We start from the raw sequence: 13083 nt of genomic DNA on the forward strand, positions 1-13083 counted from the left end.
CCAGGCGCGGGTCCGCCAGATTCACGTAGCGGCGCACGAAATCCGGTGCGTTCGGGTCTTGAGGGGCGATGGCCATGAGGTCTCCTTAGGATGGCGGATGGCGCGCGGCCAGACCGGCGCGCACCGGATGAGTATCGGCAGATAGCGAAATGCAGTACCGGCGCCGCCCTGCCCGGGCAGCGCCAGGGGTGGCGTCAATCGCGCACCAGATCCTGCAGGCGAAACTGCGCGATACGGAAAATTTGACGCAGGCATTCGGCCATTTCATCTTCGCGGCTGTTCGCCAGACGCGTGGCGAAATTTTCCATGATCGAGAAACGCGTATGGCCGCGCACGGCGAGAATATAGGGGAAGCCGAACTTGGCCTTGTAGTCCTCGTTGAGCTGGTGCAGGCGCGCAAACTCGTCCGGGCTGCACTGATCGAGCCCCGCGCCGGCCTGTTCACGCGTCGATTCAACGGTCAGCTCGCCGCGCACGGCAGCCTTGCCGGCCAGTTCCGGGTGAGCGCGAATGAGTGCCAGCTGCGGGTCAACCCCGGCGTCGAGCACGGCTTGGCACATCGCATCGTGCAGCGCGGTGACGGTCGCGAACGGACGGTCTTCCCAAGCCGCGGCGGCGACCCACGGCGAATGTTCGAAGATGCCGTCGAGGGCGGCGACGAATTGCGCCTGCGACAACGCCGACAGTTCGGCGGCACTGCGTTGGGCTTGGGGCAACGGGGCATTCATGAACGTCTCCTGCGGAGCTTTTAGTGCCGCCGCGATGTGCGTCGCAGCGGCGAGGTACAGTCAAATCATCAACGGTTTCGGTATCGCAATGTCTTCCGCCGGCATCGGCGCATCGCTTTGGCGCGTGCAGCGGAATCAGCGCGCAACGAACGGATGGCGCTGCTGCCAGTGCCGCGCGATATCGATGCGGCGGCACACCCAGACGCGGTCGTGCTTCTCGATATGATCGAGAAAACGCTGCAGCGCCGCGAAACGGCCCGGGCGGCCCAGCAACCGGCAGTGCATGCCGATCGACAACATCTTGGGCGACGCGTCGCCCTCGGCGTAAAGCACGTCGAACGCATCGCGCAGATACTGGAAGAAATGATCGGCCGTATTGAACCCTTGCGGCGACGCGAAGCGCATATCGTTCGTGTCGAGCGTGTATGGCACCACCAGATGCGGTTTAACCTCGCCGCTGCTTGTCGTGACTTGCGTCCAGAACGGCAGATCGTCGCCGTAATAGTCGGAGTCATAAGCAAAGCCGCCATGCTCGACCACCAGGCGGCGCGTATTGGGACTGTCGCGCCCCGTGTACCAGCCCAGCGGCGGCTCGCCCGTCATCTCCTTGAAGATCTCCGCGGCAAGGCGCATATGCTCGCGCTCGGTGGCTTCGTCAACGTTCTGGTAGTGAATCCAGCGGTAACCGTGGCAGGCAATCTCGTGGCCCTGCTCGATGAAGGCGCGCGTGACTTCAGGGTGGCGCTGCATGGCCATGGCGACGCCAAACACTGTCATCGGCAAGCCGCGGCGCTCGAATTCGCGCAGAATGCGCCACACGCCTGCACGCGAGCCATATTCGTAAATCGACTCCATGCTCATGTGACGCGACGGGTACGCAGCCGCGCCAATGATCTCCGACAGGAACTGCTCCGAAGCGGGGTCGCCGTGCAGCACACAGTTCTCGCCGCCCTCCTCGTAGTTCAGCACGAACTGGACCGCCACGCGCGCGCGGCCAGGCCAGTCGGCGTGGGGTACGTCCGGACCGTAGCCGATCAAGTCGCGGGGATAATCCTTGGTGATGGCCATGATGTCTTGGCATCCTTGCGGTGGCATAGTGACCGAAGCAGTGTAGCCAAAACGCCGCGCACAAGACATAGCGCAAAACAGATAGTCAGGCTTTGGGCACGCGTATACTCACGCCCGCGCAGACTGGGGGAAAACTGGCGGCCCGCCGTTGCAGCGCCCGCCAGACATGACGCAATTTACGCCAAATACCCACCAAAACACAACAAATTCCAACCAACTACGCCGAACGATACGGGTATTGCGAAAGTCGCATCGTCGCTTGTGTCCCGCCGGACTGCAACTCGGCATAACCGCCGACGGGCAACGTAAGCTTGTCCGGCGTATGTCCGAACGGAAGCCCCGTCACAATCGGGATGCCGACGAGTCCCCGCACGTGTTCGACCATCGGGCCGAAGTCGTAGCCGTTGTCGTAGTCGCTCAACCGATACTCGGTGAACTGGCCAAGCACCAGCGCCTTCTGGCGCTTGAGCACGCCGGCAAGATGCAGTTGATACAGCATGCGTTCGACGCGAAACGGCGGTTCATTCACATCTTCGACAAACAGGATGCCGCCGTCGACCTTCGGAAAATACGGCGTACCGAGCAGGCTGCACAGCATCGCGAGGTTGCCGCCCCACAGCGTGCCGGCAGCACTCACCGTTGGCCCGCCGGCGTCGTCCGTCTCCCACTGCACCGTATGTTCGGGCGCGTTCAGCACCGCCTGGAAGTTCGACAGCGTGAAATCACTGATGTCGTCCGCGCCGAAATCCGCGAGCAGCATGGGGCCGGCGAACGTCGTGACGTGCGCACGCGCCAGCAATGCCAATTGCACCGCGGTGAAATCGCTGTGGCCGCACAATACCACCGGACTGCCGGACAGGCGGCGATGCAGGCCTTCGTAGTCGAGCTTTCCCAGCAGGTGAACGGCGCCATAGCCGCCGCGCACGGCAAGGACCACTTCGGGCAGCGGATGGCCTCGCCCGGCGTACTGATTGAGCTCGGCCGCGCGCTCGTCGTCTGTTCCGGCAAAACGCAGATAGCGGCGTTCGATCGCTTGGGCATTGCGCACGGAAAAACCGAGCCCTTGCAGCACGCCGATGCCGCGCTGGGCCACCTCCGCGTCAGGTGCGTAGCCCGACGGGGCAATCAGTTCGAGCAGACGAGTTTGCGCCAATTTAATGTTTCCGCATAAGAGTCGGGGATTCGGAATCGGGGTCAGCCGCCGGTTCGGCCGCCGCCAGCTTGCGCGCCCTCGCGGCCGCGCGGCGCTCGGCGAAAAAGGCCTGGAGAACGCCAACGCATTCGTCACGCATCACGCCGCCGGTCACTTCGGCATGATGATTGAGCCGCGTTTCCGCGAACAGGTCGACGACGCTGCCGCAGGCGCCCGTCTTGGGATCGGACGCACCGAACACCACGCGGCGCACACGCGCGTGCATGATCGCCCCGGCACACATGACGCACGGCTCCAGCGTGACGTACAAGTCACACTCGGGCAGACGGTAATTGCCGAGGGCCTTGGCGGCCGCGCGCAGCGCCTGCATTTCGGCATGGGCGGACGGGTCATGGCCGGTCACCGGGCAGTTGTGTCCGACGCCGACGATACGCCCGTCATGGACGACGACCGCGCCGACCGGCACTTCGCCCTGCATCATGGCAAGGCGCGCCTGGGCCAGCGCCGCCTCCATGTACGCGATGTCGGTCAAAGGAAGATCTCGATTCATGTTCGCCATTTTCGCATAGCGGACGGCCGTGCGCGCAAGCGGCGATCGGCCCCGAGCCGGCGCGTAACGTTGGCCGGATAACGCTCAACGCGAGGCGCGCGCTTCGGCCAGGGCGATGGTCAGATGCGCCACCTTCTTCTTCAGCGCGTCGCGCTCTTCCGTCACCGTCGCGACCAGCCGGTGCAAACGCGTGATTTCGTCAGGGTAAGCCGCAGGGTCCATCGACGTATCCCACGGCGGCGTACCGTCATCGGCTTCGGCCAATTCGCCTTCCGACGGCTTCGCCTTCGCACGCGGCTTCACCGGCTTCGCGGCCCGCACCTGCCGGGCCAGTTCACGCAACTCTTCCTTGCCGGCAGCCACGGCGGCCGCTTGCGCCGGTTGCGGCAAGGTCGCGACCGCGGCGGCCGCGTTGATCGAAATCGCCCCCGACTTGACGGCATCGACGAGTTCCGGCGCGGCTGCCTTGTGAATCTGTTCGATCTGGCCAAGCGTGTTGCTCGACAATCGCGCTGCGCGCGCCAATGCCGCACGCGTGAGCGCCGCCGTATGCGCCGGTACCGCCGGCTTGTCGTCGTCGGCGCTCGAGGCGTCTGGCGCCGCGTGCGCGGCTTCGGCTTCGCCATTCGTTGCCGGCGTACGCGACTGCATGATCTCCTTCTTGCGCAGCGCCAACACCCCGCGCTGATAATCGGAGACGCTTCGGCGGCCCAGATGGTTATCGATCATCCACAGACGCACGTCGTCCATCGACTGGAAACGTGCGTTCTGGATGGTACGGAAATCAAGGCCATGCTGCTGGCAGATGGCGTAGCGGTTGTGTCCGTCCACCAGCACATCGCCCCACAGGACCAGCGCATCGCGGCACCCTTCGGCAAGCAGGCTCTGTTCGAGGGCGGCATATTCGTCAGGCGTCAGCGGATCGATGTACGCCTTGAGTTCTTCGTTGATCTGGATAGTCATCTTGCAATGGAAAGCGCACGGCGGCACCCCGCCGCCATGCGACAAAAACGTAAGCGCGTTACGGCAACACGCCGTGATCGGCCAGGAAAGCCTGAATGCGGGCCAAGCGCTCGACAGGATCGGCCAACGCCAGCAGCGCCTCTTTCTCTGTCGGCGGCAGCGGAAGCAATTCGCTCCAGCGGTCCGCCACCCACCCGGCTTCATCGAGACGGAATGGCGGCGCCATCGGCAGACGCGCGGCGCGCGCCGGATCGTGCTGCAACCCGGCGATCAGCTTGCCCAGCGTGTTCGCGCTGGCCTGGAGATGATCCGGAATGGTCATGACCGGGTCGTCTTCCAGCGCTTCAGCCTCGCCCATCCACAGACCGTATTTGGTCTGCTCGGTCGACAGCAATCGAAACTTCGACGTGCCTTTGCAGACCAGCTCAAACAGCGCGGGCATCGGCGCGCGCCAATCCTCGATGTGCGCCATGGTGCCGACCGCCGCCAATTCCTCGACGCCATCGGGCGTGCGCACCTCGCTACCCTGGCGCAGCACGACCACCCCGAATTCGGTCTGCTCGGCCACGCAATGCTTGACCATGTCGAGATAGCGCACCTCGAAGATGCGCAGATGCAGCACGCCGGCGGGAAACAGCGCGTTGCCGAGCGGAAAGAGCGGGATCTTGGCCATGCATCATGATGCCATGAACCGCGCCGATTCATGAAATGCCGGTTGTCTGAAACTTGATTTTCGTCCGCCGTGAGTTGCCCGCGCCACGAAACGGCGGTCAGGGCATGGCTGCAGGCGTCGCTGCGCGCAGTCGGCACGCCAGGAGGCGGTAGCCGCAGCGACTCGCCACATGGCGCCAATGGGTCAGCCGTGTCCCATCAACATAGTCTTGGGCTCGAGGTAAGCGCTCATCCCCCACTTGCCCATTTCGCGCCCGAGCCCCGAATGCTTGAAGCCGCCGAACGGCGCGCGCGGCTCATGGGCCAGCGTATTGATGAGCACGCGGCCTGAGTCGATCTGACGTGCCACGCGCTCGCAGCGTTCAAGGTCTTTGCCGAGCACCATGGCGCTGAGGCCATATCGCGTGTCGTTGGCAATGGCGATGGCGTCGGCCTCGTCGTCGTAAGGGATGAGGGTCAGCACGGGGCCGAAGATTTCTTCGCGCGAAATGCGCATCTGGTTGGTGGCATCGGTGAATACGGTGGGCTTCACGAACCAGCCCGCACGCAAACCATCGGGCCGGCCTTCGCCTCCTGCGAGCAGCCGCGCGCCTTCCGCGACACCGATACGGATGTAGTTCTGCACGCGCTCCCACTGTTTGGCGCTCACCATCGGACCGATGTCGGTATCGGCATCGCGCGGATCGCCGGACTTGATGTGGGAGACGGCGCCCTGGATAACCCGCTCGAACTCGGCGAGCCGGTGGCGCGGCACCAAAATACGGGTGCCTGCAATGCACGCCTGGCCGCTGTTGGCGAAGCCGGCGTGCAGCACCAGCGGCATGACGGCCGCAAAGTCCGCGTCGTCCAGCACCACGGTGGGCGACTTGCCGCCCAGCTCCAGCGTCACGCGCTTCATGGTGGCGGCACCCGCGCTCACCAGATGCTGGCCTACCGCGGAGGAGCCGGTGAACGAGATTTTGACGATGTCGGGGTGGCGTGCGATCGCTTCCCCGACCACCTCGCCCCGGCCATTGACGATGTTGAACACGCCAGGCGGCAGTCCCGCCTCATGCAGCGCCTCAGCCACGAGCTGCGTCTGCATCGCGCTCATTTCGCTGGGTTTGATAACGGCGGTACAGCCCGCCGCCAGCGCGGTGGCCAGCTTGTTGCAGATGAAGCCGGCGTTGCTGTTCCAGGGCGTGATCAGGCCGGCCACGCCCATGGGCGTCAGGATCACACGCGCGCTGCCTACCTGCTCCTCGAACTCGAAAGACCTCAATGTGTCGATGGCCTGAGCGATGACGGCAGCCGGATAGGTTGCCATCCAGCGCCCCCGCTCCGAAGGCGCACCATACTCCCTCACGATGGCTTCCATCAGCGCGTTCTCACGCACGGGAATGACCGAGCTGGAAGTGGTTCTGGCCGTCGCACGCCGCAGCAGCTTTCGCGGTGCGGCGCTGGAACTGGGCATGTCCACCACGGCCGTGAGCAGTGCCGTGGCCGGGCTGGAAGCGCGCTTGAAGGTGCGGTTGTTCAATCGCTCGACACGCAGCGTGGCGCTGACCGATGCGGGGCGGCGTTATGTGGAGCGCATCACGCCCGCGCTCGCTGAAATAAAAAGCGCCGGTGACGAAGCCAGCACCGGCCCCGGTACGCCCAGTGGCACGCTGCGCATCAATGCGCCGCAGGGCGCGGCGCTCCTCCTGTTGGAGCCCTTGGTTCGCCAGTACGCCCAGCGCTATCCCGAGGTGCGTATCGACATCGTTAGCGAGTCACGCATGATCGATATCGTCGCCGAAGGTTTTGATGCGGGGATCCGTTTGGCCGAATCGGTGCCACAAGACATGATCGCCGTGCCGCTCTCCCGCGACTTCCGCATGCTCGTCGTGGCCACGCCCGAGTACCTGGAGCGCAACGGTCAGAAGCTGCAGATGGATCTGCCCGTGCGTATCGCGCTCAACGAGCTGCCAGCGATCAAGCAGGCGGTGCTTCTCGGGCTGGGCATCGGCTTCATCACCGAATGGTTCATCACGGATGAACTGAAGTCCGGTGCGCTGAAGCCAGTGCTGGTTCCATGGTGCCCGTCGTTTGGTGGACTGAGGCTCTACTACTCAGGCCACCGCTTCGTACCGGCGCGGTTGCGCGCGCTCATCGATCTCGTCCATGAGCTGCGCTTGGCCCGCAGGAGCTGACTTCACTCCCACTCAATCGTCGCAGGCGGCTTGCCTGAGATATCGTAGACGACGCGATTGAGCCCGCGCACTTCGTTGATGATGCGGTTGGATACCTTGCCGAGCAGCTCGTGCGGCAGATGTGCCCAATGCGCCGTCATGAAATCCTGCGTCTGCACGGCGCGCAGCGCCACGACCCATTCGTAGGTGCGGCCATCGCCCATCACACCCACGCTCTTGACCGGCAGGAACACGGCGAACGCCTGGCTCGTCAGTTCGTACCAGGTTTTGCCGCTGTTCGGCTCGACGGTATTGCGCAGTTCTTCGATGAAAATCGCATCGGCACGGCGCAGCAGGTCTGCATAATCGCGCTTCACTTCACCGAGAATGCGAACCCCCAGGCCCGGCCCCGGGAACGGGTGACGGTACACCATGTCGTGCGGCAAGCCGAGCGCCACGCCCAGCTCGCGGACTTCGTCCTTGAACAGGTCGCGCAACGGCTCGAGCAGCTTCAAGCCCAACGTTTCCGGCAGACCGCCAACGTTGTGGTGGCTCTTGATGGTCGTGGCCTTCTTCGTCTTCGCGCCGCCCGATTCGATCACGTCCGGATAAATCGTGCCTTGCGCGAGCCACTTGGCATTCTTGAGTTTCTTCGCCTCGGCCTGGAACACCTCGACGAACTCGCGGCCGATGATCTTGCGCTTCTGCTCCGGATCGGTCACACCGGCCAGATGGCCGAGGAACTGATCCGAGGCATCGACGTGGACGACCTTCGCGTGCAAACGGCCCGCGAACATGTCCATGACCATCTGCCCTTCGTTCAACCGCAGCAGGCCGTGGTCGACAAACACGCACGTCAACTGATCGCCGATCGCGCGATGGATCAGCGCCGCCGCCACGCTCGAATCGACGCCGCCCGACAGGCCGAGAATCACTTCCTCGTCGCCCACCTGCTCGCGAATCAGCTGCACCGCCTCTTCGATGTGATCGCGCATGACCCAGTCAGGCTTTGCCCCGGCGATCTCGAGCACGAAGCGTTCAAGCAGCTCGCGGCCCTTGACGGTATGCGTGACTTCCGGATGGAACTGCACCGCGTAATAGTTGCGCGCGACGTCCGCGATGCCGGCGATCGGGCAGCTCGGCGTCGAGGCCATCAGCTTGAAGCCTTCCGGCATCTGCGTGACCTTGTCGCCGTGGCTCATCCAGGCCTTGAGCATGCCGTGACCTTCCGCCGTGCGGAAATCCTCGATGCCGTCGAGCAGCGGCGTGTGGCCGTGGGCACGCACCTCGGCGTAGCCGAATTCGCGATGCGAGCTGGCCTCGACCTGACCGCCCAGCTGCACGGTCATGGCGAACATGCCATAGCAGATGCCGAGCACCGGCACGCCCAGATCCCAGACCGCCTGCGGCGCGCGCAGATCCTGGTCCTCGTAGGTGCTGGCGTGGCTGCCCGAGAGAATGATCGCCTTCGGCGCGAATTCCCGGACAAACGCGTCCGTCACATCGTTGGGGTGAATCTCGCAGTAGACGTGGGCTTCGCGAACGCGGCGCCCGATCAGCTGGGTGACTTGCGAGCCGAAGTCAAGAATGAGGATTTTGTCGTGCATCTTGGGAGACGGATGAGGTTGATTCGGGGTCGGACGGCGCAGCGCTGACGCCGCCGGTAACAGTAGGTGCCAGCGGCGGGGTCACACGCGGCTCGGTTCGTAACGGATCCGGCGAGGGCGAACCGCCCACGCCGCCACGCGTGCGCTCACGTTCTTCCTCGCGGCTGGCGGCGCGGATACGCTCTTTCACGCGCACGCTGCCCGACAGCTTGACGAGCACCCCGCCGACGATCACGAGAATCGCGCCGCCCAACGGCACGAACAACGTGCCATTGAGCGGAACGGCCCGAAGCGCGATCGTCCAGACGAGGATGAACACGCCGGAAATCCAGCTGACATGCCCGGTGACGGACGCCACGGCCACGGTCAGTTGACCGTTGACCGTGGCGCGAAACTGCAGCCACGCCAGCCCGGCGAGCGCGACGCCAAGCAGTTGCCCGTAGAGCACGGGCGCCGGCACCGGCACCTGCAATGCGTCGTACAGCGCTGACCAGAACGAGGCAATCAACAGCGCACCGAGCGCCAGATTCAATACCGCATCGAGGAACAGGACCGTACGCAACACTGCCTTCATGGGGCGTTACTCCACGTGGTAGTTGGGGGCTTCCTTCATGATCTGCACATCATGGACGTGCGATTCGCGCATGCCGGCCGAGGTGATTTCGACGAACTGGGCCTTCTCATGCAGGTCGGCAATCGTGGCGCAGCCAAGATACCCCATCGACGAACGCACGCCGCCCGTCAGTTGATGAAGAATGGCCAGCACGCTGCCCTTGTATGCGACACGGCCTTCGATGCCTTCCGGCACCAGCTTGTCGGCGTTGTTGGCCGGATCCTGGAAATAACGGTCGGCGGCACCGTCCTTCATCGCGCCCACGGAACCCATGCCGCGGTAGCTCTTGTACGAACGGCCCTGATACAGGAACACTTCGCCGGGCGCTTCTTCAGTGCCGGAGAACATGCTGCCCATCATGACGGTATGCGCACCGGCCGCCAGCGCCTTCGAGATATCGCCGGAGTAGCGGATACCGCCGTCGGCGATCAGGGGCACGCCCGTATTCTTGAGGGCCTCCGCCACATTGGCGATGGCGGTGATCTGCGGCACGCCGACGCCGGCGACGATCCGCGTCGTACAGATCGAGCCGGGGCCGATACCGACCTTGACGGCGTCCGCGCCGTGCTCGACCAGCGCCAGCGCAGCGCTGGCCGTGGCGATGTTGCCGCCAACGACTTCGATCTGGGGGAAATGCTTCTTGACCCACTGGACGCGATCGAGCACGCCCTGGCTGTGTCCGTGCGCCGTGTCGACCACGATCACGTCGACACCGGCGGCCACGAGCAACTCGACACGCTCTTCGTTGTCCGCGCCCACGCCGACCGCCGCGCCGACGCGCAGCTTGCCGTGTTCGTCCTTGTTGGCGTCCGGGTGCTCCGTCGCCTTCATGATGTCTTTGACGGTGATGAGTCCGCGCAGCTCGAACGCGTCGTTGACCACCACCACGCGCTCCAGGCGGTGGCTGTGCATCAGGCGCTCGGCTTCGGCCAGCGGGCTGCCTTCACGGATCGTGACGAGCTTCTCCTTGGGCGTCATGATCGCGCGGACCGGCTCGTCGAGCCGGCTCTCGAAGCGCAAGTCGCGATTCGTGACGATGCCGATCAGCTGTGCGCCTTCGACGACCGGGAAGCCGGAAATGCCGTGCTGGCGCGACAGGGCAATCACATCACGCACCTTCATGTGCGGGGGGATCGTAATCGGATCGCGCAACACGCCCGATTCGAAACGCTTGACCTTCGAGACTTCACGCGCCTGCTCGGCCGGCTTCAGATTCTTGTGAACGATGCCGATCCCGCCTTGCTGCGCCATGGCGATCGCCAGGCGCGCCTCGGTCACCGTATCCATGGCGGCCGACAGCAGGGGCATGTTCAAAGTAATGTTGCGCGTAAGCTTGGTTTTCAGGCTCGTATCGCGCGGAAGAACGGCGGAATACGCCGGGACGAGGAGCACGTCATCGAAAGTGAGTGCTTTTTGGATCAGACGCATGGCAAATCCTATAGGCGCAAAACCGAATTATACAGAAATCGCAGGCACTCTTGCACGGGTCGCCCCGTGCCCCGTGAGACTTTTCAACGGGTTTTCGCCCCGCGCGGCCCGGACTTCACCCCATTTTTGCGCCTGATTGCCGTTTTCCACAAGCGCCGCAGGCAGGCCACATGCTATTCTTGCGCCCTTTCCACGACCTTTGCATGCCCGCCCGGCTGCCCGAAAGCCCATACAGGGCGCGGCATTCGGCCCCTGGAATGCGAGGGGATTGGCCAGCCGGCATCGGCGCATCGCGGATCGCCGGAACGACGCCGCCTGGATCGGCAGGAGACAACAACACATGTGGCAAGGCATCACCTACGGATTGGCGGCAGGCGCGCTTTGGGGCTCGGTCTTTCTCGCGCCCCGGCTGCTGCCCGGCTATTCGCCGCTGGAGCTGTCTGCCGCCCGCTATGTCCTGTATGGTCTCGTGTCGCTGTTGCTGCTCGCGCCCCTGTGGCCGCGCCTGCGCGGCAAGGTGACGGGCAGCGACTGGAAGGCGCTGTTTCGGCTGAGCCTTGTCGGCAACCTCGTCTACTACCTGTTTCTGGCCGCCTCGGTCCAGTTGGCGGGGATCGCCCCGGCATCCCTGATTGTCGGCGTGCTGCCTGTCACGGTGACACTGATCGGCAGCCGGGATCGCGGGGCGGTGCCGTTGTCGCGCCTGGCGCTACCGCTGGCGCTGGTGGCTGCGGGCATCGTCGCCATCAATGCCGACGTTTTCCTGCATGCCAACAGCGACGGCGGCGATTGGCGCCTCAAGCTCCTGGGCATTATATGCGCTGCAGGCGCGCTGGCCAGTTGGACCTGGTACGCGGTGGCCAACGCACGCTATCTGGCGCGTTTCGGCCACTTCACGAGCCAGGAGTGGTCGTTGTTGACCGGCGTCGCCACCGGGCTGCTGGCGCTCTTGCTTGCCATTGCGGCGATCTGGGCGCCGCATGCGGCGCCGGCAGGTGTCACGCGCGACTGGCAGGTCTTCCTGATGGTGAACATCGGCGTGGCCATCGGCGCCTCGACGATCGGCAATGCCTTCTGGAATGCGGCGAGCCGCCGCTTGCCGCTGACGCTGTCGGGCCAGATGATCGTCTTCGAGACGCTCTTCGCCCTGCTCTACGGATTCGGTTTTGAGGCGCGCTGGCCGCGCCCGCTCGAACTGGCCGCGATGACGCTATTGCTGGCCGGCGTGAGCGGTTCCGTGCGCATGCATGCGGCGCCCAAACACTAGGGCCTGTTCACGCCAATATCGGGCTCGCGAAGGAAATCCGGCGCGCAAAGTCCGGCCTACCGCCGGCTGCCGAGCCATTTCTGTCCTTCGCGGCTGCCCTCAGTGCGCACTTTCTCGACGCGGCGCTGACGCGCGAGCTTTGGATCGGCGACGAGCGGGCGATAAATTTCGACGCGATCGCCCTCGGCGACCGGGGTATCGAGAGGCTTGAGCTTGCCGAAAATGCCGACGCGCATGCGCGACAAATCGAGCTCGGGGTGCCGCTTGAGGACCCCGCTCTGCTCGATGACCTGCGCGATGGTCGCGCCCGCAACGACGTCGACAGGTATCAGCGTCTGTTCGGCGGGCAGCGCGTAGCAGACCTGCACTGTCATGCGGTCATTTGGCATACACTGTCTCCGCACGCTTGACGAACGAGTCGACGAAGGTATTGGCGATATAGCTGAATACCGGGCCGATCACTTTCTCGAGAATGAAGTTCGAAAACTCATAGTGCAGCAGAAATTCGATCTTGCAGGCGTTTTCGCGCAATGCGGTGAATTTCCATTCGCCATAGAATCGCTTGAAGGGGCCTTCGACGAGATGCATCTTGATCAAGGCCGGCCGCGTCTGTTCGTTACGCGTGGCGAACGAATGCTTGAGCCCCTTGAAATCGATGACGATCGATGCTTCCATGCGGGTGTCGTCATGCTCGCGCACGTCGACACCGCCGCACCATGGCAGGAACTTCGGATAGTCGGCGACGTTGGTCACCAAGTCGTACATCTGCGCTGCGGAGTGATGGACGAGAACGGTTTTGCTGACTTCTGCCACTGGCTTCTGCCATTCCTTTTCGAGCTTCGGCGCCGCCGCCGTGCGCAAATCGCGCCGACAGCCGCCCC

Annotated in this window: 13 protein-coding genes and 1 pseudogene; 2 read left to right on the forward strand and 12 right to left on the reverse strand. The window is 64.2% G+C overall.

Going from position 1 to position 13083, the window contains the following annotated elements:
- Positions 1 to 194 precede the first annotated feature (194 nt).
- The 7 genes and pseudogenes from uraD to PTE30175_RS16485 form a co-directional block, all read right to left on the reverse strand.
- On the reverse strand, positions 195 to 728 hold the full coding sequence (uraD, locus tag PTE30175_RS16455) for a 2-oxo-4-hydroxy-4-carboxy-5-ureidoimidazoline decarboxylase (protein WP_150698149.1): 534 nt from the start codon (positions 726 to 728) through the stop codon (positions 195 to 197).
- 135 nt (positions 729 to 863) lie between these two features.
- The gene (gene puuE / locus PTE30175_RS16460; RefSeq protein ID WP_191629106.1) at positions 864 to 1796 is read right to left on the reverse strand and encodes an allantoinase PuuE; all 933 of its coding nucleotides are present in this window, start codon (positions 1794 to 1796) and stop codon (positions 864 to 866) included.
- A 217-nt stretch (positions 1797 to 2013) separates the two neighbouring features.
- A complete protein-coding gene (gene ldcA, locus PTE30175_RS16465; RefSeq protein ID WP_150698150.1) occupies positions 2014 to 2949 on the reverse strand; it encodes a muramoyltetrapeptide carboxypeptidase in 936 nt (311 codons plus the stop codon).
- Position 2950: 1 nt separating this feature from the next.
- Positions 2951 to 3508 (reverse strand): tRNA adenosine(34) deaminase TadA, encoded by a 558-nt coding sequence (gene tadA / locus PTE30175_RS16470; protein ID WP_420819652.1) that lies wholly within the window; start codon positions 3506 to 3508, stop codon positions 2951 to 2953.
- Between the two features lie 75 nt (positions 3509 to 3583).
- On the reverse strand, positions 3584 to 4462 hold the full coding sequence (locus PTE30175_RS16475) for a ParB N-terminal domain-containing protein (RefSeq protein WP_150698152.1): 879 nt from the start codon (positions 4460 to 4462) through the stop codon (positions 3584 to 3586).
- A 58-nt stretch (positions 4463 to 4520) separates the two neighbouring features.
- The gene (locus PTE30175_RS16480) at positions 4521 to 5135 is read right to left on the reverse strand and encodes an LON peptidase substrate-binding domain-containing protein (RefSeq protein WP_150698153.1); all 615 of its coding nucleotides are present in this window, start codon (positions 5133 to 5135) and stop codon (positions 4521 to 4523) included.
- 183 nt (positions 5136 to 5318) lie between these two features.
- Positions 5319 to 6506, reverse strand: a pseudogene (locus PTE30175_RS16485) (aldehyde dehydrogenase family protein); the annotation flags it as partial.
- A 7-nt stretch (positions 6507 to 6513) separates the two neighbouring features.
- Here PTE30175_RS16485 and PTE30175_RS28750 point away from each other — a divergent pair.
- A complete protein-coding gene (locus PTE30175_RS28750) occupies positions 6514 to 7308 on the forward strand; it encodes a LysR family transcriptional regulator (RefSeq protein ID WP_150698155.1) in 795 nt (264 codons plus the stop codon).
- A 2-nt stretch (positions 7309 to 7310) separates the two neighbouring features.
- Here the strand turns inward: PTE30175_RS28750 and guaA are convergent, their stop codons facing one another.
- Genes guaA through guaB form a run of 3 tightly spaced genes read right to left on the reverse strand, consistent with a single transcriptional unit; the run spans position 7311 to position 10935 of the window.
- On the reverse strand, positions 7311 to 8894 hold the full coding sequence (guaA, locus tag PTE30175_RS16495; RefSeq protein ID WP_150698156.1) for a glutamine-hydrolyzing GMP synthase: 1584 nt from the start codon (positions 8892 to 8894) through the stop codon (positions 7311 to 7313).
- Positions 8869 to 9468, reverse strand: coding sequence for a hypothetical protein (locus PTE30175_RS16500; RefSeq protein WP_150698157.1), 600 nt, complete (start codon positions 9466 to 9468; stop codon positions 8869 to 8871). The genes guaA and PTE30175_RS16500 overlap by 26 nt, the downstream gene beginning before the upstream one ends.
- Positions 9469 to 9474: 6 nt before the next feature.
- Complete coding sequence (gene guaB, locus PTE30175_RS16505) at positions 9475 to 10935, reverse strand: IMP dehydrogenase (protein WP_150698158.1); 1461 nt, start codon at positions 10933 to 10935, stop codon at positions 9475 to 9477.
- 340 nt (positions 10936 to 11275) lie between these two features.
- Between guaB and PTE30175_RS16510 the strand changes: the two genes are divergently transcribed.
- Positions 11276 to 12202, forward strand: coding sequence for a DMT family transporter (locus tag PTE30175_RS16510; RefSeq protein ID WP_150698159.1), 927 nt, complete (start codon positions 11276 to 11278; stop codon positions 12200 to 12202).
- A gap of 56 nt (positions 12203 to 12258) precedes the next feature.
- Here PTE30175_RS16510 and PTE30175_RS16515 read toward each other — a convergent pair whose 3' ends face one another.
- Together PTE30175_RS16515 and PTE30175_RS16520 are read right to left on the reverse strand one after the other, a co-directional pair.
- The gene (locus PTE30175_RS16515; RefSeq protein ID WP_420819653.1) at positions 12259 to 12591 is read right to left on the reverse strand and encodes an RnfH family protein; all 333 of its coding nucleotides are present in this window, start codon (positions 12589 to 12591) and stop codon (positions 12259 to 12261) included.
- A complete protein-coding gene (locus PTE30175_RS16520) occupies positions 12581 to 13015 on the reverse strand; it encodes a type II toxin-antitoxin system RatA family toxin (RefSeq protein WP_150698160.1) in 435 nt (144 codons plus the stop codon). The genes PTE30175_RS16515 and PTE30175_RS16520 overlap by 11 nt, the downstream gene beginning before the upstream one ends.
- Between the last annotated feature and the right edge of the window lie 68 nt (positions 13016 to 13083).

The sequence above is a fragment of the Pandoraea terrae genome (assembly GCF_902459695.1).
Lineage (GTDB): Bacteria > Pseudomonadota > Gammaproteobacteria > Burkholderiales > Burkholderiaceae > Pandoraea > Pandoraea terrae.

Excerpts from the sequence above, each read along its gene's own strand:
- guaB (WP_150698158.1), bottom strand. The coding sequence starts at position 10,935 with ATGCGTCTGATCCAAAAAGCACTCACTTTCGATGACGTGCTCCTCGTC.
- uraD (WP_150698149.1), bottom strand. The coding sequence starts at position 728 with ATGAATGCCCCGTTGCCCCAAGCCCAACGCAGTGCCGCCGAACTGTCG.
- tadA (WP_420819652.1), bottom strand. The coding sequence starts at position 3,508 with ATGGCGAACATGAATCGAGATCTTCCTTTGACCGACATCGCGTACATG.
- puuE (WP_191629106.1), bottom strand. The coding sequence starts at position 1,796 with ATGGCCATCACCAAGGATTATCCCCGCGACTTGATCGGCTACGGTCCG.
- PTE30175_RS28750 (WP_150698155.1), top strand. The coding sequence starts at position 6,514 with ATGACCGAGCTGGAAGTGGTTCTGGCCGTCGCACGCCGCAGCAGCTTT.
- PTE30175_RS16475 (WP_150698152.1), bottom strand. The coding sequence starts at position 4,462 with ATGACTATCCAGATCAACGAAGAACTCAAGGCGTACATCGATCCGCTG.
- PTE30175_RS16480 (WP_150698153.1), bottom strand. The coding sequence starts at position 5,135 with ATGGCCAAGATCCCGCTCTTTCCGCTCGGCAACGCGCTGTTTCCCGCC.
- PTE30175_RS16510 (WP_150698159.1), top strand. The coding sequence starts at position 11,276 with ATGTGGCAAGGCATCACCTACGGATTGGCGGCAGGCGCGCTTTGGGGC.
- guaA (WP_150698156.1), bottom strand. The coding sequence starts at position 8,894 with ATGCACGACAAAATCCTCATTCTTGACTTCGGCTCGCAAGTCACCCAG.
- PTE30175_RS16515 (WP_420819653.1), bottom strand. The coding sequence starts at position 12,591 with ATGCCAAATGACCGCATGACAGTGCAGGTCTGCTACGCGCTGCCCGCC.
- PTE30175_RS16500 (WP_150698157.1), bottom strand. The coding sequence starts at position 9,468 with ATGAAGGCAGTGTTGCGTACGGTCCTGTTCCTCGATGCGGTATTGAAT.